We start from the raw sequence: 20193 nt of genomic DNA, 5'->3' as shown, positions 1-20193 counted from the left end.
TCTGTGCGCGGTAAATTCTTGCTGGGATAGGAGAAAATACAGGTCCTTCGACTGCGCTCCCGTTGGTTGCTTCGCTCAGGATGACAAAGCAATTTGTTCCACTACAAACCGGGTGATGTGGATGGGATGAACCCTCTCACCCCCTACTGCACAATCAGCGTAAGACCGACGCTCCGCGCCAGCCCCGCCCCCGTCGCCGTAACAGTGATGTTGTAGCTGCCCGCAGGAGTCGCCGCGCCTCCACCCCCCGCGCCCGGGTTCGAGGCTGCGGGAATCAGCCGGCCCGCGCCGCACCCCGAAGCCATCAGCAGCAGACAGGCCACCAGCGCGGGAAGGATCTTTCTTCTGCGCGCCGCAAACAGGCCCACAGGCATCAGCAATGCTGCCCAGAGGATCTGCCGACCGCCAAAGCGTCCGTCGGGACGTACTGTCGCGCTGGTTGTTCCGGTCAGAACCGTCACTGCGACCGTGGTTGTGTTGCCATCGACCGCAAGCGTTTGCGGCACCACTCTGCATGTCGAGTTGAGCGGCGCGCCCGCACATGCCAGCGCCACTGACTGCCCCGCAACGGCGGGGCCCGAGGTAAACAGCAGAGGGAACGCCGCGCTCTGCCCGCTCGATATCGTCGCCGACGCCGCGCCGTTCGCGGCCAGTCTGAAGTCCACACCCGCTCCCGCAAGCGTAAGCGTCTGCGGCGCGCCCGGCGCGTTGTCGCTGATGGTCAATGCGCCCGTGCGCGTTCCTCCCGCAGTTGGTGTAAAGGCAATCTGCAAGCTGCATGACGCTCCCACGGCCAGCGCGCTGCCGCAGGTGTTCGAGCCCGGCACGACGCTGAAGTCGCCGCTCACCGCCAGTGTGTTGATCGCCAGCGCAACACCGCCGCTGTTGGTGAGCGTGACCGTCTGCGGCGCGGAGCTTAACGCCACTCCGGTCGCCGGAAACGTAAGCCCGAACAGAGGCGACAGCGAGACGCCCGCCGGCGCAACGCCCACGCCGCTGAGCGCGACCGTCTGCGTGCGGTATTGGTCGGCGACGATCAGCGTGCCCGCCGCCGCGCCCAGCGATTTCGGCTGAAAGACCACGCTGACCGCGCACGTCGCATGAGCGGCCAGCGAGTTGCCGCAGGCGTTTGCCGCCGTGAAGTCGCCCGTCGCCTGCGCAGAGATCAGCGTCAGCGCAACGTCGCCGTTGTTGGTCAGCGTCACCTGCTGCGCCGCGCTGCCTGTACCCAGCGCCTGTGCGCCAAAGGTGAGCGACGGCGGCGAGAGCGCGTCGGTTGCGGGCAGCACCGCCGTTCCGCTGAGCGCGGCTGTCAGCACATCGCCTCCGCCGGTGATGGTGAAGCTGCCGGTGCGCGCGCCCGATGCCGTCGGCGCAAACGCAATTGCGACCGTGCATCCAGTGTTCGGCGCAAGCGTCGCCGCGCAGGTGTTCGCTGCAATCGCGAAGTCGCCACTCGACGCTGGCGATCCAAGCGCCACCGCAGCGCCGCCAGTGTTCGAGACGGTGATGTTCTCTGCCGCGCTCGTCGCATTCACCGCCGTCTGCGGAAACGCAAGCGACGTGGGAGTAAGCACCACAACGCCCGCCGCTGTCGCCGTGCCAGAGAGTGGGACGGTGGCCTGTCCTCCGGCGACGTTGGCGTAGATGATCATCGTCGCCGCGCGCGTGCCGGATGCGGCGGGCACGAAGCGGACGCTGATCGTGCAGCTCTGCCCCACGGCGATGCTCGCTCCCACGCATGTGTCCGTCGAGGTGAACTCCGCCTGCGGCCCCAGCGGCAGTGGCGTCTGCGAGATAGCCAATTGGCTGACGCTCAGCGCCGCCGAGCCGCTGTTGGTGAGCGTGATGATTTGCGCTGCGCTCGCCGTCGAGACCTGCTGGCTCGCGAAGCTCAGCGACGGCGGCGACAGTGTCATCGCAGGCTGCGCCGCGCCCGATGCAGTAAGCAGCGGTATCTGCCACACGCCGCGGCCATACGTTGCCACGCGCAGCTCGCCCGTGCGTCCATCGCCGGTCGGCATCGCAGCCGAAGCGGCAAGCTGCACAGCCGGAGCGTTTGGCAGCCCCGTTCCATACACGCTCCAGCAGTTCGCCGTCGCGCACGCCGCCACCTGCGTCGTCGCGAAGACGCCTGCGTCCATCGCCACGTACACCGTGTTGGCGTCGTTCGGGTCAACGGCGATGCCGTTCGCCGGAGCGTTGGGGAGGTTGCGCGTGATGTTCGTCCAGCTCGCCCCCGCGTTGAGAGAGCGATAGACGCTCGCTGCGTTGAAGCCCTTGATCGTCACATACACCGTGCGTCCCGTCGCGTCGTGCGGGTCCACGAAGATCGACGACACATCGTAGCCCGAAGCATTGAACGCGCTCGTAACGCCGTTGGTAATCACCGGCGAGCTATAGAGGTCGCTCCACGCGCTCGTGCTCGTTGCCGTATTCGCTGCCTGTGTGACAAACACATGGCCACCTGCCGCCACGCCGCCCGTCGCTGCTCCCGCCATGCCCGCATAGATCACCTGCGAGCCTGCATTCTGCGCGTTGGCGGCGCTTGCGTTTGCGCCTCCCGCTGCCAGCGAACGTACCGTTCCGTTCGCCGCGACGCATGCAGGCGACTGCGACCCTGCCAGCATCGCGCTGATCGCATTGCTGCTGCTCCACAGCGCGCCGTCGACGCCCGGCCCGCGCCACACGCGGCATGTTCCAAGCACGATGTTCGACGTCATCGCCGGATCGAGCAGCCACGGCGTCTGTATCTGCGTCACATCGCGTGCGACCTGCACGGGACCGATCGTCGGCGCGCCCGCAAAGTCTGCCGTCGTGCATGAAGCGCCATTGGCGCAGCGGTGAACGCTCACTCCCGCGGCGGTCGTGATGTACCACAGCGCGGGGTTCGCGGGATCGATGGCGACGTTGCCGCCCTCGCCCGCCGCAAGCTGCGTCCACGGCGTCGCGTTGTTGCCTGCTGCAACCGTCGTCGCTGCCGTGCCGTTGGCACCCATACCCGCAAGCAGCGTTGCGGCATCGGTCGGGTGCTGCGCGAGGCTCTGCACCTCGGCCAATGACCCCAGGCCGCTGTTGAGATTTTCAAAGTGCGCCGCATCGTCGGCCGAACACGGAGTCGCCTGCTGGTTCACGCCATCGCTCGACCGCCACAGCCCGCCATCGTTGCCGGTAAAGAGCACGGGTTGCGCACCCGTCGCCAACGCCGCCAGCGCGTGCTGCGCCGGGGCCACCTGCGCGGGCGCGGCGCACCCGTTCAGCGCGTTGGTGGTGTTGCGCATCGCGGCGCAACCCGAAGCCAGCCCGCAGCGATAGAGGTCAATCGTTCCAGCGAAGACAAGCGTGTCCGCGCTCGCTCCCGCGCCCTGCGTCACCGCCGCAAGCGAGAGATTATAGTCTCCCTGTGCGACAACTGTGCTTCCTCCACCTGTTTCAAGCGAAGTGCCGCCGAGCCGCTGCGCGAACGCGACTGTACCCGCGCACACGCCGCCGGACGCGGCACAGGCATCGCGCCACAAGCCCTGGTCGCGATTGCCTGCATCGACCGTCAACGCATAGGTGTCGCCGCTCACCGGCTCCACCGCAAGCGCGCCGCGAAAGATCGGACACGCGGTCGAGCCCGTAAGGTCAGTGTTCGCGGGACATGCCGCCGTTGTCAGTCCCACGCCCGGCTGCTGCGCCAGGCGCGTCCAGGTCAAGCCGTCGGCCGACTCGTAGTAGCCGTGATAACGCAGCGCGGCATAGAAGCGTCTGCGCACCGGGTTCCACACGACCGCCGTCGCCGCATTGCCGCTGTGCCCTGTGCCGCTCAGCGGACGCTGCACGATCTGCGCGCCATCCATCACCGTGCTCATCTGCCACGTCGCGCCGTAGTCGGTGGAGTAGAACAGTCCCATCACGCTGCTCGCCGTCACGGCGCCCACCGCCGCGCCCTCAGCCGCCTGCGACACCGCGGCCACCACCGTGCCCGGCGACGTTGTGCTCCACGCAAAGCCGCTGAAGGCAAGCCCCGCAAAACTATGGTTGCCGGTCACTCCGTCGAGCGACCTGGTGATCAGCGTCCACGTCAGACCTCCGTCGGCGGAGCGCAGAATGCCTTCTCCATAAAAGGAGTCGGCCGCATTGTTGGGGTCGCCCGTGCCCGCCAGCACCACGTTGTTCTGCGCCGTCACCGCACCAATCGAGAGCGCAGGCACCGCCGTCGCACCCGCGTTCAGGCTGAAGACCGCAAGCGTGTCCGTAAGCGGAGCAAAGCTCACCGCGGCCGCGGCGCTTCGCGCGTTCGTCGACTTCCACACGCCGCCGCCCGTTGTACCGATATAGAGAGTGTTTCCGGTCACATCCGCGGGATCGATAGCAATCGCGCTCACCCGCCCCGTCACCTTGCCGTAGGATGCCGTGACCACCTGCGCGGGACCAAGCGGCTGCCACGGCGCATTCAGCCCGCTCGTCTGCGCATCCGCAGACGTTGCCATCAACGGCAGCATCAGCGCGAGCAATCGCGTGCAGACGGCGGCGGGTTTTCGAAAGAGACGATGGCCCATGGAGGCGTGCTTGCTGCTCTGCGCAGACACCTAGCCTCGATGCTCAGGCGCAGCACACCGGAAAGTCAATGCCACGCGCGTGCAGGTACGCAGTCAGTATCGGAAAGGGATAAGAGATTTTTAATCCGCGGAGCCTCACCCTTTGCCACCCTGTCTGCTTTGTACCCCCTTACTTTGTCATCCTGAGCGAGCGAAGCGAGTCGAAGGGCCTGCATTTTTCCTGTCTCGGCAACGCTCTACAGGCATGGAAAAATGCAGCTCCTTCCCATGCGCCTTCGCTCAGGATGACAAAGTTTATGAGGTTATGCCATAAACCGACATCTCGCCTCAGAGACCTGGGTTCATGCGCTTCGTCCCGCCGCAGCTCCCGAGGCCCACGCCCATTGGAAGTTGTATCCGCCCAGCCATCCCGTTACGTCGACGACCTCGCCGATGAAGTACAGTCCCGCAGCCTTCCTGCTCTCCATCGTGGCGGCGTGAAGCTCATCGGTGCTCACGCCACCGGCGGTCACCTCGGCCTTGGCGTATCCCTCGGTGCCCGCGGGGACGATGCGCCAGCCATGCAGTGTGCGCTCGAAGCTCTCGAGCGCGGCGTTTGTCCAGCCCGCAGGTGGTTCAAGGGCGAGCCAGCGCTCCGCCAGTCGCGTTGGAAGCGCAGCACGCAGCGCGGCAATCATCGAGGCGGCATCGCGCCGCGCATTCTTCGCAAACAGAGGAGCGATAAGGTCCATGCCGGGCGCGAGATCCAACTCCACTGCCCCGCCCGGCTGCCAGTACGACGAGGCCTGAAGGATCGCTGGCCCGCTGAGCCCGCGATGCGTGATCAGCATCTTCTCGCGGAAGGCCACGGCGCGTTTGCTTCCCGTGATCTTCGCTGTGGAGGCCGAGGCTTCGGCAGCCGCAACCACCTCGGTCGAGACGCCGGAGAGATCGCACCAGCGCTCGCGCGCCTGCTCGCCGAAGACCAGCGGCACCAGCGCCGGACGGCACGGCACGATGGCCAGCCCAAACTGTGTGGCCAGTTGGTAGCCAAAGTCCGTCGCCCCCATCTTCGGGATCGAGAGGCCGCCTGTAGCAACGATGACCGACGCGCAGCGAAAGGTTTCCGCGCTCGTCTCGACGAGGAAGCGTTGGCTGCCACCCGCCGCCTGCTTTACGGAATGGATCGTCGTGCCGCTGAGGATGCGCACTCCCGCATCACCGCACTCGCGCTCGAGCATGGTCACGATCTCCTGCGCCGAGCGGTCGCAGAAGAGCTGCCCCAGCGTCTTCTCGTGGTAGGGGATGCGGTGCTTCTCCACCAGGGCGATGATGCCGGACGGCGTAAACCGTGCCAGCGCCGACTTGGCGAAGTGCGGGTTCGCGGAGAGGAAGTTCTCCGCCCGTGCGTTCACGTTGGTGAAGTTGCACCGGCCGCCGCCGGAGATCAGTATCTTTTTGCCGATTCTCTCGGCATGGTCGAGGACAACGGTACGGCGTCCGCGGCGGCCCGCCTCGATGGCGGCCATCAGGCCTGCGGCGCCTGCGCCAAGTACAACAACGTCAATGGTCTGCACAGAGTTAATGCTATCCAAATCCATGCAACTTAGGAGTCATTGTTGCCAAAACGGGACTGCCATTAAATCTGTGTGATAGTGCTCGGCAGAGCCTTTACGCAGGGACTGCCGGCAGGAGTCCTCCTTGCAAAAGCTCAACCTCCGGTTGTCCCGTGGCATGTCGTCTCTGCTGACCGCCACAGCCGCAACCCTTGTGGTACTTGCTGCCTCGGGATGCAGTCTCTCCGGCACGGCCACCTCGACCCCGATCGTGGGCCAACACTTCAGCGGCCAGATCATGGGCGGCGGCCAGCCCATCGCCAACGCAAGCCTGCAGCTCTACGCCCCCAGCACCAACGGCTATGGAGCGGCCTCGGCACCGCTGTTCACCCGAGCGATCACCTCCGACGCCAACGGCAGGTTCAACTTCACCGGGGCCTATACGTGTCCATCGGCTTCGACGCCGGTCTATCTGACCATCACCGGCGGAAACCCCGGCCTCTCCGCCGGGTCCAACAACGCGGCGCTGGGTCTGATGGGGCTGCTGGGATACTGCGGCGACCTCAACGCCTCCAGCTTCTTCGTCATCAATGAGCTGACCACCGTCGCGGCGGTCTGGTCCATGTCGCCCTTCATGCTGGACTATGCCCACATCGGCACCAGCGCAGCTAATGTAGGCGGACTGAACAACGCCTTCAATACGGCGCAGATGCTGGTGGACATCCACACCGGCAAGGCGGCCGTCAACGCCCCGGCCACCGCGCTGGTCAACACGGCGCAGATTAATACCCTGGGCGCGATCCTGGCAGCGTGCGTCAACTCCAACGGAAGCACCTCGCCAACCGCAGGCTGCGGACGCCTCTTCTCCGCCGCCACACCCTCCGGAGGGCATCCGCCCTTCGACACGCTGGGAGCCGCGCTGAACATCGCCCGCTACCCCGGCAACAATGTCACCACGCTGTACAACATGGCAGCGAGCGTCGGCACCTTTACCCCGCTGCTGGTCTATCCCCCGGCCGACTGGACCATCGCCGTCGACTACATGTCGCCCTCGTTCACGCAGCCCACCGACCTCGCCATCGACTCGCAGGGCAACGCCTGGGTCGTCGCGCAGGGATCGGGAAGCGCCAGCTCCAGCACGATCAGCGTGCTCTACACCTCGGGCGCGGTCTCGTCCTTCCCGCAGACCGGCGTGACCTATAACCGTCTCGCCATCGACCCCTATGACGGCCCCTGGATCACTAGCACCGTCTACTCCAACGTGCTCAAGCTCACCAGCTCCGGCGCGCGCGGCGCAGCCAACCCCTTTACCGGCGGAGGCATGCAGGGCCCCGGGCCCATCGCATTCGACGGCTACGGCAGCGTCTGGCTGGGCAATAACCTGGCGACGATCACCAAGCTGAACTCCAGCGGCACTGCCGTCTCACCCGTCGCAGGATTCAACACCGGCGGCACCGCGGGCGCGGCTGCCATCGCGCTCGATACCTCGGGCGCGATCTGGATCGCCGACAGCGGCAGCGACACGGTAGAGGTGCTGGCCAACAACGGCACGTCGCTTCCCGGCTCGCCCTACACCGGCGCAGGACTCAGCGGTCCCTTCGGCATCGCCGTCGACTCGGTGGGCGGCGCATGGGTTGCCAACATGAACGCAAGCAGCCTCACGCACCTCACCTCCAACGGAACGGCCGTCGCCGGCAGCCCGTATTCCGGTGCGGGACTCAGCACTCCGATCGACCTTGCCATCGATGGTCTGGGCAACGTCTGGCTGGCCAACTCCGGCAACAGCAGCGTCTCTGAATTTCTCAGCACGGGCCGCGCGCAGTCGGGAGGCTCTGGCTACGGCAGCGACATGCTGGCCAATCCCTTCCGCGTCGCCATCGACAAGTCCGGCAACGTCTGGGTCGCCAACCTCGGAACCGCACGCGCGGGAACGGGCATGATCACGCAGATCGTAGGAGCCGCAGCCCCCGTCGTCACTCCCTCATCGGTCGCGATCCAGAACAACGCGCTCAACCAGCGTCCGTAGGCATTGCATGCGGAATAGCAAAAAGGCGCCTCGAACCTGAGGTGCCTTTTACTTTTCTTGCTTCGTAAAGTGTCACCGGGACAGCAAAATGCAGGTCCTTCGACTGCGCTGCGCTTCGCTCAGGATGACAAGTGGTAATAGGTACTTGTTGCTAGAGAGTTATCGGGACGACGATCTCCTTACCCCAGTCTTCGCTCAGGTCGATCCAGGTAGGGTTGTCTTGTTTGATGAGCGCGATCTTTTTGGAGCGCGTCCGGCCTTTGAGCTGCCTTCTCGCGGGCGATGGCGAGGTGAACGTCGCCGTATCGTTCAAACCAGACGAGCCTGTTGCAGTTGTACTGCTTTGAGTAGCCTTCGTAGGCTCCTTCTTTGTGTTGTTTGATGCGGAACATCATGTCTCCAGTGAAGCCTACGTAGAGGTTGAGGCTTCGGCTGGCGACGATGTAGGTGTAGTAGAGGTGTTCTTTCATCTGTAGATGGTTTATAAGCTACCCACACTTTGTCATCCTGAGCGGAGCGTTCGCGCTTTTGCGAACGCGGAGTCGAAGGACCTGTATTTTTTCCATGCCTCGTAAAGTGTTGCTGGAGACAGTCAAAATGCAGGTCCTTCGACTTCGCTGCGCTTCGCTCAGGATGACAACTTTTGAAAACCTCAGCATGACAATTGTCTGAAAGCCGCTGCGCTCCGCTCAGGATGATACGGATGTAGATTCTTCACCACCGGCAGATTGGTAGGGAATGTGTTGATTACTCCCCGCATGTGAATGCAGGGCCTTACTTCTTCGGAACGGAAATAGTGATGTTGCGGTACATGATGACGCCGTGGTGGTCGCCCTGCAGATAGAACGGGCCGGGCTCGGCTTCGTTGCTGTCGAGCGCGCCGCCGGTGGGGCCGGGGAGCTCGGCGTTGTCGTGGTACAGCTTGCCGTCGCGGTAGACCGTGATGTGTCTGCCGACCAGCGTGACGTCGTAGCTCGTCCACTTGCCGAGGTCGTTTTGTGCGCCAGCCGGTGGCGGATACCAGCTATAGATTGCGCCCATCTCGTGCGACGGCAGCTTGCCGCCCTCGGTGCCGATCTGCAACTCATAGCGACCGCGCATATAGATGCCGCTGTTACCGCCTTCGGGGCAGTTCACTTCGATGTGCAGTTTGAAGTCCTGGAACTTTTCCGTGGTCATGATGTTGGCAGCCCCGGGGCCTCTGCGACCGGGGACTTCGGGGTTGTCATTGACCAACTCGCCGTCGCGCGCCACCCACTTGTTGTTCTCGACGTTGCCGATCGGCTCCCAGCCTTTGAGGTCCTTGCCGTCGAAGAGAGCCCGGGGCTTGGTCCACTGCTTCGGCATGGGGCGATCGAGCGAAGGAGCCTTCACGCCAACGAGCGCCGGGCCGTCAGTATCGCCGCGCTTCTCCACGCCGGTCAGCTTGCCCGCGCTGGGAGACGTAAGCTCCCAGTTGACTGCCGGGCCACGGCCCGCCGGCTCCACACCCACAATCAGCTTGCCGGAGTCCACGTGCGCGCCGACAATGGGATGCCATGCGCCGCCTCGCGGCTGGACCTTGCCCTCAATCTTCCCGCCGTTGTCCGTCAGCTCCATCCACTGCGGATACGGCTTGCCGGTGGCCGGGGTGACAGTCATATCCCAGCGGCCAAGAAACTCTTTGACGTCTTGCGCGGAGGCGGTCGAGACGAACGCGATTGCGAGGATAGGTGCAAAGACAGGCAGGAACAGACTCTTCATTCTCATTCGTTCGAGTGTAACGCTCATGCTCAGTCTTGAGAACCGCGCTCGTCCTGCCCGTCTCGACAGGTAATGGGGGTCAGTTTGAACATACTGATGCCGGGCAGTTCAGCACCCGCTCCTGTGCGACCATGAAAAGATGGCAAAAGAGCACAGGGAACGGGTGCCGCGCCTGGTCGCAGCGCAGGCGCAGGGACCGGCGGTCTCCATCACGCGGCGGGCCGCCGAAAGGCTTCGCGCCGGACACCTCTGGGTCTACCGCTCCGACGCTGAGACGCTGGTTCCGCGCGCGAACGAGGCGGAGATCGCCCCCGGCGCTCTGGTGACCGTCGTCGACAACCGGGGCATCCCTCTGGGATCGGGCATCTATAGCTCCGCCTCGCAGATCATCGTGCGCATGGTGAGCGCGGAGGCCGGGCTAACCCGCGCGGCCTACACGCAGCAGGTCCGCGACCGCCTGAACGCCGCGCTGGACCTTCGCGCCGAGCTTGCCCCGGAAGACAAAGAGAACGACTCCTGCCGTCTCGTCTTCGCCGAAGCCGACGCTCTGCCCGGCATCGTCGCCGACCGTTACAACGACCTCGTCATCCTCCAGCTTCTCGCGCAGGGCACGGCGCAGGACGATGTACGCGAGGCATTTGCCTCCACGATCAAGTCCCGGCCCGGCGCTGCGGTGAGCACTATCGTCGAGCGCCCCGACCCAAGGATTCGCGAACTGGAAGCTCTGGAAGCCCCGTCGCCCGAGCCTCTCTATAAAAAGAGCGCGGCCGCAAGGCTGGCCACCGTCTTCACCATCAACGGCCTGCGTCTGCACTACGACGCCGGCGCCGGCCAGAAGACCGGCGCCTTTCTCGACCAGCGCCTGAACTATGCCGCAGCCGCGGCGCACGCGCGCGGACGTGCTCTCGACATCTGCACCTACCAGGGCGGCTTCGCGCTGCATCTCGCCACCCGCTGCGACCGGGTCACCGGGGTCGACGTCAGCCGCGCCGCGCTCGAGGTGGCCGACCGCAACCTTGAGCTGAACAAGGGAAAGCTGCGCGCCGAGGTGGACTGGATCGAGGCAGACGCCTTCGAGCTGCTGCGCGAGTACCAGGCCGCGGGCGAGCAGTACGACACCATCGTCCTCGACCCTCCGGCCTTCGCCAAGTCGAAGCGCGCTGTCGAAGGCGCCATGCGCGGCTACAAGGAGATGAACCTCCGCGCCATCAAAATGCTGCGCAGCGGGGGGACGCTGGTCACCTGCTCCTGCTCCCACCACGTCGGGCGCGAGGAGTTCGTGGGCGCCGTGGCCTCGGCTGCCGCCGACGCCGGGCGAAGGGTGCAGGTGCTTGAAACCAGGGGAGCTGCACCCGACCACCCCGAGGTGCTCACCCTCCCCGAGACGGCTTATCTCAAGTGCCTGATCTGCCGTGTTATCTGAAATTGGCCAGTAACTTGCTCTACGGAACGACTGAGCGTTACCTGTGCCAACCTGTTGCTGATCAATGAATTAACGCAAAAGTAAACCTATTTTTAAGGTGACTTTCGGGCATTTTCCGATACTATCGTTATCTACAACTTTCGTTGCAGACCGTCACCTGCAGCATCGGCCCTCGTCTTGCTGCCGCCAGTGACCAAACGGGAAATTCCGGCACCGAGGACACCATCATGATGAAAAAAACGGCCCTCTCCATTTCAATGCTTGTGTTGGCAGCATTTGTGTTCGTTCCGCTGGCTTCGGCGGACACCATCAACCTTGCGCTGACGAACCCGGTGCAGACGGCAAGTGCCGGCAGCACCGTGTCGTTCGATGCAACGGTGACGGCGGTCTACGACAAGCTGGGGCCTGTTTATCTGAATGGCGCCAGCTTTGGCGTGACGGGGTCGCTTACTGTCAACGATGCTCCCTTTCTCACCAACTTCCCGCTGATGCTGTCCGCCGGTAACAGCGTGACGAACCTGTTGTTCACGGTCTCGCTGCCTGCCGGACTCGCTCCCGGCACCTATACCGGCTTCTTCTCGATTCTGGGCGGGCTCAATGCCAGTGCGGTGGGAACGCTGGATTCGGCGGAGTTCACCATCAACACCAGTACCGTACCCGAACCAGCAACCTGGGCGCTGATCGGCACCGGCATGACGGCGCTGATGCTGGTTGGCTTGCGCCGGCGGACAGCATTCGGGAACGCGGCGTAGTACAAAAATGGTCCATCGTGTGGGGGCCCCTGAGGCCCCCTTCCGCTTTTAGCGGTCTCTGATTAAGTCCTGTTTTGCTTAGAGCATTTTCCTCGCAGGTGCAGTCTTCAAGGCCGAAGGCCCGTCACATAACAGCCCAGGCCGCAGGCCTGGGTACGCTGATTTGGAACCACCGGAGCGCTGTAAGCCCGGCCAAACGCCAACGCCTACACCTTAAGGACAACAGTTTTAAGCAAACGGCCTCACGGCTTCGCCAATCCGCGAGGCGACGGCGGGCCATGTGTAGCGATCAAGCACCGTTTCCCGCGCGCGATGGCCCATCTCCGCAAGCCTCCCCGGATCCGACAGCAGAACGACCAGCTTCTCCGCAAGATCTTCGGCTGAACCCTTCTCCACCAGCTCGCCGTTTATGCCGGGAGTGACGAACTCGCCGAGCGCCCACGCATTGGTCAGCACGACGGGCAGTTGGTAGAGCATCGCCTCAAGCGGCGCAATGCCGAACGGCTCGTAGAGCGACGGCAGCACGAAGAGGCTCGCCGAGCGAAAGAGCTCTTCGAGCCGCTGCTTCTGTGCGGGATCGGCCTTCGAGAGGTGCCCGTGCAGCGTCGCGCCCGCGGGCAGGGTGTCCACCTGCGCCGGCCCGACGATGTCGAGCGTGGCCGCCGGCAGCGCCTCGCGCACTGCCTTGAACGCCGCCAGCAGTTGCTTCCCGCCCTTGCGAGTGAACTCCGTACCGATGAAGAGAATGCGCGGCGCGGCGTAGCTCTTCGCCGGGTCGGCGGCGGGGGGCTGGTCGAGATTGATGCCTCCGCCGACGTTGAAGACGCGATCGGCGGCAACGCCGTAGTTGCGGATGAAGGACTGCCGCAGATACTCGCTGAAGGTGAAGATGGCCGTCATGCGCTGCGCCGTGTCGATTTCGTAGCGCATGGCCTGGTCGATGCGCTTGGCCGTGACGTTCTCCAGGCCGAAGCCACTCGCAATCAGCTCCGCAAGGTTGCCGTCGTGGTACGAGACACACTTGCGCTGCGGAAAGGCCGTGGGCAGCGAGAACATGTGGCTGATCTGCATCAGCACCGGGCTTGCAACAGTGACCTTCGAGGCAGCGCGGGTCAGCGCGTTGCGATACGCCGGGTCGAAGTAGAAGTGCTTGCGCCATGCGGCGCGGTCCGGGGTGAAGTTCTTAGCCAGCAGGCCATAGTGGACCGCCTTCGGCACCTGAATGCCAAGGGCCTTGTCGAGCAGCCCCGTGCCGTCGAGCGCCTTCAGAAAATAAGCGGAGGAGCCGGACCATGTCCTCGGGGAGTAAGGGTCGGAGCCAACCGAGCCGCCGACGAAGACCGTGACCTCGCGCATGGGGTCAGGCTAGCACAGCGGTGGGATTGCGGAGATGCCTTCGGCGCTCGGTTCATACAAGGTCAAGTGATTATCGGTAAGTTCAAATTTGTAATCGGTTTTAGTACCGGATGCTTCGATGTGCAGCGCCGATCCGGAAACTTTGTAGGTGCCATGCTCAGTCTTGAATGGCATGAGAAACAATGATCTACCGCTCCCGTAAAACAACCAATGAGATTCAAGAGTACGACCAGCCATCTCTTGATTTAAGGTCCACTCGCCGATGATGGGGTTACGCTCATCAGCACGAACGCCGACGCGTGTGAGCGCGATGCCAACCGGAGAGCCGTCTGAAAGATTCACATTGTTGTCGTCGTGCCACTTGAGGGTAGACTTCCGCTCTGCACCGCCAACCGTATCAGGAGGTAATACAAGCTGATTGTTTTCGATACGCCATTGCGCTTCAACAACTGCACCGAGGCTGAAATCGGCGATACCGTCCGAGTGAAACTCATACATTGCTCCAATTCCGCCTTTGGTTGTTTCCAGCGAACGCCAGCGCCCCACGATGCTAGCGGAGGGCGACTGCCGAGCAGAATGGAACAACAAAAGCAGGAGCAGTGCCGCTGCAGCCGTGCCAATATAGGTAACCCGCCAGCCCAATTCATTACCCTCCGCGTGCAGACCATCATACGGCCGTTAAGCAAAGAGTCGCGGTTTCCGCGACCATTCCTTCCGGATTATCGGCAATTGCGAACCCACCTTAGCGACGATGAAACTGTCGCGAAGATGGGGCACCCGGCGCCGGCGACGACGCGGAAGAATGTGGGGATTCGGCTTCGCTCGGAATGACACCGTTAGGGATCGGAGGCCGCATAATGGTCTGCATGACGTCACGACGCAGTTTTCTCGTCACCGGTACCGCCGCGCTCGCGGCTGGTTCGCTTCCTTCTTCGTTACTTGCCGCAGGCGAGGAGGCGCTCTCCGCGTGGAAGCCGGGGATGCTGGACATCCACCACATCTCCACGGGACGCGGGAACTCGGCGCTGATGATCATGCCCGACGGCACAACGATGCTGATCGACGCGGGCGCTCTGCATCGCAACACGCCCTACGTCATCGACGAGAAGCCGAACGCGACACACCGGCCGGGCGAGTGGATCGGCCGCTACGTGAAGCGGCAGCTCGACGCGGCGAAGCTCGAGGGCATCGACGCCTTCATGAACACGCACCTGCACGACGACCACCTCGGCGATCTGTCGCCCGGTTTGCCCGACGCTCCCGGTGGAGGCTACAAGCTGACCGGCATCACCGACGTGGCCGAGATCGTGCCGGTCAAGCGGTTCGTCGATCGCGCCTGGCCCGATTACAACTATCCTTCGGCCGCGGTCGATGCTCCGTTCGTCAGGAATTATCGCGCTTTTCTTGCAACGCAGATCAAAACAGGCAAGCGGGTGGAGCGCTTCCAGCCGGGGTCGAAGACGCAGTTTGGCATGAAGAAACCGGGCAGCTACGCGAACTTTGAGATACGCAACCTGATTGCGAACGGCGAGGTGTGGACGGGCGAGGGCGAGGCGACGAAGAAGCTGTTTCCCGATGTTGCAGGTATGAAGGAGGCCGATCTGCCGTCGGAGAACTGCTGCTCGTGCGCGATTCGCGTGAAGTACGGCAAGTTCGGCTACTACACCGGCGGCGACCTGCCCTCGGGGACGAACTTCGGCCGCGATCCCTGGCGCGATGTGGAGACTCCCGCGGCCCAGGCCTGCGGGCCGGTGTCGGTCGCGGTCTTCAACCATCACGGCTACTACGACGCCGAGGGGCCGGGGTACGTGCGCGCGCTCAGGCCGCGCGTCTTCGTGCTGATGGCGTGGGACTCGGCGCATCCGACGGTCAGCACGCTGGCCGCGGTCTACAGCAAGGCAATCTACCCGGGCGAGCGCGACGTCTTCTCGACCGCGCTCAAACCCGAGCTGAAGATCACCAACAAGCGCACCGGCGACTTCAAGAGCTCGAACGGCCACGTCGTGGTGCGCGTCGAGGAGGGCGGCGAGCGCTTCAAGGTCGCCGTCGTGACCAACGCCGATGAGTCGGGTAAGGTGATAGGCAGCTTCGGGCCGTATGCCAGTGTGTGACGAGGGCAACGAATGACTGCTGCACGGAACAACAGGCGTTCTCCATTGTTCATGCTGGCTGTGCTGCTGGTGATTGCAGGAGCGGTTGGCGCGGGCTGGCTCAGGTGGCGCGGCCTGCGGGCCACAACGACCCCGTCGGCGTTTGAGACCGGGGCAGCGCGCAGCATTCGCAACTTCGCCATTCCCCGCAGCGAGCGCCGCAGAACGAACCCTGCTGCCGGAGACCCGGTGGCGATCGCCGAGGGGCGGCAGGATTTTCTGGCGCGCTGCGCTACGTGTCACGGCGTCGACGCGCGCGGACGGACGCCGGTCGGCGCGAACCTCTATCCTCGCGTGCCGAACCTGCGCCTGGAGCCGACGCAGAATCTCACCGACGGCGAGATCCACTACATCATTGAAAACGGGATTCAGTTTACGGGGATGCCCGCGAACGCCAGCGCGCACCGCGAGTCGGCCGCCGAGAGCTGGAAGCTGGTCGCCTACATCCGCAGCGTCCGTTTTCCGTTCGTGAAAGAAAAGGCCGTCGAAACACGAACGCTGACCGCGGCGCACTACACCGGATCGCAGGCATGTCAGAGGTGCCATGCGGAGATCTACGAGCGGTGGAAGAAGACGCCGATGGCCAACGTTGTGCGCGATCCGCGCGAACATCCGGATGCGATCATCCCCGACCTCGCGACGAACAAGGTGGCAAAGTTCACACGCGACCAGGTGGCGCTGGTCTACGGCAGCATATGGAAGCAGCGCTACTTCACGCGCATCGGCGACGACTACTATCCGCTCTCCGCGCAGTGGGACGTCGGCAACAAGACGTGGCGTCCGTACCACGTTCCCGACACCGGCGGCGACTGGTGGACGGCCTTCTATCCGTCGGACAACATGCAGCGCCCGACGGGGCCCACGTGCGATGGCTGCCACTCGGTCAACTACGACATCCACACGAAGCAGGTCACGGAGTGGAACGTCGGCTGTGAGCGCTGCCATGGCCCGGGGAGCGAGCACGTGGCGCATCCCAACGTGCGCGGCAACATCCTGGACCCCGCGCAGATGGACGACGTTGCGGCGAACGACACCTGCATTCAGTGCCACTCGCAGGGGCAGCCGCTCAACAAGCAGATCGAAGGCAAGGCCTACGACTGGCCGGTGGGCTACAACGTCGGCGGTCGTCTTCAGGATTACTGGATGCTTGAAGACGGCACACTCGGCCAGACCTCGTTCACGCACTTCGCCGACGGCACGGCGCACAAGAACCGTATGCAGGGCAACGACTATGTGCAGAGTGTGATGTACCGGCGCGGCGTCACCTGCTCCTCGTGCCACGACGTGCACGGCACGGGCAACTATGCGCAACTGCGCGAGCCGGTGGACAAGCTGTGCCTCACGTGCCACAGCCCCACGTCGCCGAACGGGCCGCATACGGCGAGCCTCGCGGAGCACACGCACCACAAGGACGGAAGCGCCGGCAGCCAGTGCGTCGCCTGCCACATGCCCAAGATCGCGAGCCAGGGTGTGCCCGGCGCGTTTGTGCGCTCGCATACCTTCCGATTCATTACACCCGCGATGACAGACAAGTACAAGATTCCGAACGCCTGCACCTCATGCCATACGGACAAACCGACGGCGTGGGCGACGAAGGAGCTGCTGAGCTGGAGTGGCGTCTCGCCGTGGCGTGTGGGGCAGTGACGGCACAGGGACTGGGTGCACTTCGTTGAGGGTCCTCCATGGAGGATCCTGCAAACCCACCTTAGCGACGATAAAGCCGTCGCGAAGATGGGGCACCCGGGTTTCGTGGCTGGCCCACTCATGCCGCGATAAAGCTGCGTCATGAATGGGGCACCCGGCAGTGAGCGTCCGAGCACCGGATTTGATGGTGCCAACGGTTGCAAGCTGAGGCTATACTTGTCTGACCAATTTCCGGCAGGGTGGGTTCTGGCCGGTATGTCTTCGCGCAAAGGGGCTTGAAAGAGCGGCATGTCGAGAACACCAGCGGTCCTGTTATCAGCGGCCGGACTCCTCTGTCTTACCGTCATCTCTTTTGGCCCGCGTACGACGCGCGTCTCGGCGCACATGCAGGAGCCCAACCTGCAACGCCAGCCCAATGCGAGCAGCGGCGCCGACCGCTCCCATGTGTTTCTCGGGCTTGGCCGCGTTCCCAATGCCGAGGCGGCAAAGCGCGGCGAGCCTCTCTTCAAGCAGAGCTGCGCTGTCTGTCACGGCGCGGACGCGCGCGGCGGCATCGGCCCCAATCTTCTGCGCTCGGTGCTGGTGCTGCACGACAACGAAAAGAACGAAGAGGTCAGCCAGGTCATCAAGAACGGCCGTCCGCAGAGCGGCATGCCCGGCTTCCCGAATCTCACCCCGGAGGAGCGCAGCGACATCGCCGAGTTCATCCAGCATGAGATCGAGCTGGCGGCCAACCGCGGCCTCTACAAATACTCCGGCGAGATGACAAGCGGCGATGCTGCCAAAGGCAAGGCGTTCTTCGCGGCCAACTGCGCAAGCTGCCATTCGGCGACGGGCGACCTGGCCGGAATCGGCAATAAGTTCTCCGACCCGACGGCGATGCTGGCGCGTATCGCCTGGCCGCGCACACGCGGTCCGCGTCAGGCCACGGTGACCACGCCCGGCGGCAAAAAGCTCACCGGAACGCTCGCCCACTACGACGACTTCGAGACGACGCTCAAGAGCGCCGATGGAACAACCTCCACATGGCCGACGCCTTCCGTCAAGGTCGAGATCCCCGACAAGCTCGAAAGACACCGCGCCCTGCTGCCCAAATACACCGACGACGACCTGCACAACCTCACACGGTACCTGTTGACACTCAAATGAAGATACGGCTCCTGCTTTCATGTCTAACGCTAACGGTTCTGTCCGGGTGCCCCATCCTTGCGCAGCAAGGGTGGGAAAGTATGACTCTCCGTTCGGGCGGTCTTCATCCCACCCTTCGTTTCACGAAGGATGGGACACCCGGAGATTCAGCGCAGGGCAACAAGGGTCTTGACCCCAGGGCCCTGTCGCTGTTCCACCAGCCGGCTGATGTATGGCCTACCTATAACGGCGACTACTCGGGGCGGCGCTTCAGCGAGATCAAGCAGATCGACCAGGCGAACATTGCGCGGCTCACGACGAAGTGGAAGTACAAGATCACCGGCGTCCCTCTGCTGCGCGGCTCGGGCCCGCTGATTATCAAGTCGACGCCGCTGATGGCGAACGGCATGCTCTACTTCACCATCCCCGACCACGTCTTCGCCGTCGATGCGCGTACCGGCAAGGAGAAGTGGCGCTTCGACTTCGAGGACCAGGGCGGGCACGTGCTGGGCCAGCGCGGCGTGGGCATGTACGGCAAGTGGATCTTCTTCCTGACCCCGGACGGATGGTTCATCTCGCTCGATGCGGAGACGGGCAAAGAGCGCTGGCGCAAAAAAGTCGCCGACGAGAAGATGCAGTATTTCACTACCATGGCCGCCGTCATCGTGAAGAACCACGTCATCATCGGCGTGGGCGGCGATGCCATGGACGTGCGTGGCTATCTCGAGTCACGCGACCCCGAGACCGGCGAGATGCAGTGGCGCTGGTGGTCCGAGCCCCTGAAGATGGGCGACCCCGGTTCGGAGACCTGGCCCAATCAGCAGTCGATGGACCACGGCGGCGGCATGACGTGGATGCCCGGCACCTACGATCCCGAGCTGAACCTGATCTACTGGGGCACCGGCAACACCAACCCGGTCTACGCCGGACAAGGCCGCAAGGGTGCGAACCTCTACACCGACTCCATCGTTGCGCTGAACCCGGATACGGGCAAGCTCGTCTGGTACTTCCAGGCTTCGCCGCACGACACCCACGACTGGGACAACGTCGAGACGCCCGTCCTCTTCGACATGGAGATCGACGGCAAGCCGCGCAAGCTGCTGGCGCAGGCGGCGCGCTGCGGCTACTTCTTTGTGCTCGACCGCACCAACGGCAAAAACCTTGTCTCGAAGCCCTTCACCAAGACTGCCAACTGGTCGAAGGGGATCGATGAGCGCGGCCAGCCGATTCCCGACCCCGGCAAGGAGCCGCACGTCGACGGTTCGATGGTCGACCTACCGGGCGGAGGCGGGACCAACTGGTGGCCGCCCAGCTACAGCCCGCTGACAAAGCTCTTCTACGTCAATGCGCAGGAGGGCTACAGCGTCGCCTATCTCTACGACACCTCGCGCGAGCCCCAGGGATACGGCGGCGGCAGCACAGGCTTCTTCGATCCGGCCTCGTCGCTGATCGCGCTCGACGTGACCACCGGCGATGTGAAGTGGAAGCACATCGCCAAAGGCGAAGGCGGCGGAGAGGGAGGCGGCATCGCGGGAGGAATTCTGACCACCGCCGGCAACCTGCTCTTCGTCGGAGACTCCGACCGGCTGGCCGCCTTCGATCCCGCCAACGGAAAGATCCTCTGGTCGGAGAAGGTCGGCGGCCGCGTCAGCAACGGCCCCTCAACCTGGACGCTCGACGGCAAGCAGAACATCATCGTGGGCGCCGGCGACACGCTGTACGCGATGACGCTCGACGGCAAGTAGCTCTTATCCCATCCTTCATGCCGTGACGGGTGGGAACGAGAACTGCCGGCCCGGGTGGCCTACAGCACGCGATTCTTTGGTGATTCGATCAGGAGAGAGCCGTCACTCCGTCCCATCCTTGCCTCAGGCTCCCAACCCTGCGATACT

Annotated in this window: 12 protein-coding genes and 1 pseudogene; 7 read left to right on the top strand and 6 right to left on the bottom strand. The window is 63.9% G+C overall.

Translation table 11 applies throughout. The features are described 5' to 3' along the window. Positions 1 to 143: 143 nt before the first annotated feature. Complete coding sequence (locus tag JSS95_08805) at positions 144 to 4544, bottom strand: choice-of-anchor D domain-containing protein (GenBank protein ID MBS1799909.1); 4401 nt, start codon at positions 4542 to 4544, stop codon at positions 144 to 146. A 341-nt stretch (positions 4545 to 4885) separates the two neighbouring features. After that, positions 4886 to 6124, bottom strand: a complete 1239-nt coding sequence (locus JSS95_08800) for an aminoacetone oxidase family FAD-binding enzyme (GenBank protein ID MBS1799908.1) — start codon at positions 6122 to 6124, stop codon at positions 4886 to 4888. Between the two features lie 100 nt (positions 6125 to 6224). Here JSS95_08800 and JSS95_08795 point away from each other — a divergent pair, with 100 nt between their 5' ends. Further along, complete coding sequence (locus JSS95_08795) at positions 6225 to 8105, top strand: hypothetical protein (protein MBS1799907.1); 1881 nt, start codon at positions 6225 to 6227, stop codon at positions 8103 to 8105. Between the two features lie 151 nt (positions 8106 to 8256). Here JSS95_08795 and JSS95_08790 read toward each other — a convergent pair. After that, positions 8257 to 8575: pseudogene (locus JSS95_08790) on the bottom strand (GIY-YIG nuclease family protein). A 304-nt stretch (positions 8576 to 8879) separates the two neighbouring features. Then, complete coding sequence (locus JSS95_08785; protein MBS1799906.1) at positions 8880 to 9848, bottom strand: DUF1080 domain-containing protein; 969 nt, start codon at positions 9846 to 9848, stop codon at positions 8880 to 8882. A 139-nt stretch (positions 9849 to 9987) separates the two neighbouring features. Between JSS95_08785 and JSS95_08780 the strand changes: the two genes are divergently transcribed. Together JSS95_08780 and JSS95_08775 are read left to right on the top strand one after the other, a co-directional pair. Further along, entirely contained in the window at positions 9988 to 11271 is a 1284-nt protein-coding gene (locus JSS95_08780) for a class I SAM-dependent rRNA methyltransferase (protein ID MBS1799905.1), read from the top strand. A gap of 227 nt (positions 11272 to 11498) precedes the next feature. Beyond that, entirely contained in the window at positions 11499 to 12023 is a 525-nt protein-coding gene (locus JSS95_08775) for a PEP-CTERM sorting domain-containing protein (GenBank protein MBS1799904.1), read from the top strand. Positions 12024 to 12251: 228 nt separating this feature from the next. Here the strand turns inward: JSS95_08775 and JSS95_08770 are convergent, their stop codons facing one another. Both JSS95_08770 and JSS95_08765 read right to left on the bottom strand, forming a co-directional pair. After that, entirely contained in the window at positions 12252 to 13379 is a 1128-nt protein-coding gene (locus JSS95_08770) for a glycosyltransferase family 4 protein (GenBank protein ID MBS1799903.1), read from the bottom strand. A 9-nt stretch (positions 13380 to 13388) separates the two neighbouring features. Beyond that, positions 13389 to 14021 (bottom strand): lipocalin family protein, encoded by a 633-nt coding sequence (locus tag JSS95_08765; protein ID MBS1799902.1) that lies wholly within the window; start codon positions 14019 to 14021, stop codon positions 13389 to 13391. 224 nt (positions 14022 to 14245) lie between these two features. Here JSS95_08765 and JSS95_08760 point away from each other — a divergent pair, with 224 nt between their 5' ends. The 4 genes from JSS95_08760 (at position 14246) to JSS95_08745 (ending at position 20046) form a co-directional block, all read left to right on the top strand. Next, a complete protein-coding gene (locus JSS95_08760; GenBank protein MBS1799901.1) occupies positions 14246 to 15490 on the top strand; it encodes a hypothetical protein in 1245 nt (414 codons plus the stop codon). A 51-nt stretch (positions 15491 to 15541) separates the two neighbouring features. Then, the gene (locus JSS95_08755; protein ID MBS1799900.1) at positions 15542 to 17173 is read left to right on the top strand and encodes a c-type cytochrome; all 1632 of its coding nucleotides are present in this window, start codon (positions 15542 to 15544) and stop codon (positions 17171 to 17173) included. Positions 17174 to 17461: 288 nt separating this feature from the next. Then, the gene (locus tag JSS95_08750) at positions 17462 to 18322 is read left to right on the top strand and encodes a c-type cytochrome (GenBank protein ID MBS1799899.1); all 861 of its coding nucleotides are present in this window, start codon (positions 17462 to 17464) and stop codon (positions 18320 to 18322) included. Positions 18323 to 18402: 80 nt separating this feature from the next. Next, positions 18403 to 20046 carry an acido-empty-quinoprotein group A gene (locus JSS95_08745; protein ID MBS1799898.1) on the top strand — a complete coding sequence of 548 codons (1644 nt, stop codon included), beginning with the start codon at positions 18403 to 18405 and terminating at the stop codon, positions 20044 to 20046. Positions 20047 to 20193: the final 147 nt, after the last annotated feature.

The sequence above is a fragment of the Acidobacteriota bacterium genome, from assembly GCA_018268895.1.
Lineage (GTDB): Bacteria > Acidobacteriota > Terriglobia > Terriglobales > Acidobacteriaceae > Edaphobacter.
This window is presented reverse-complemented; position numbering and strand designations above follow the sequence as displayed.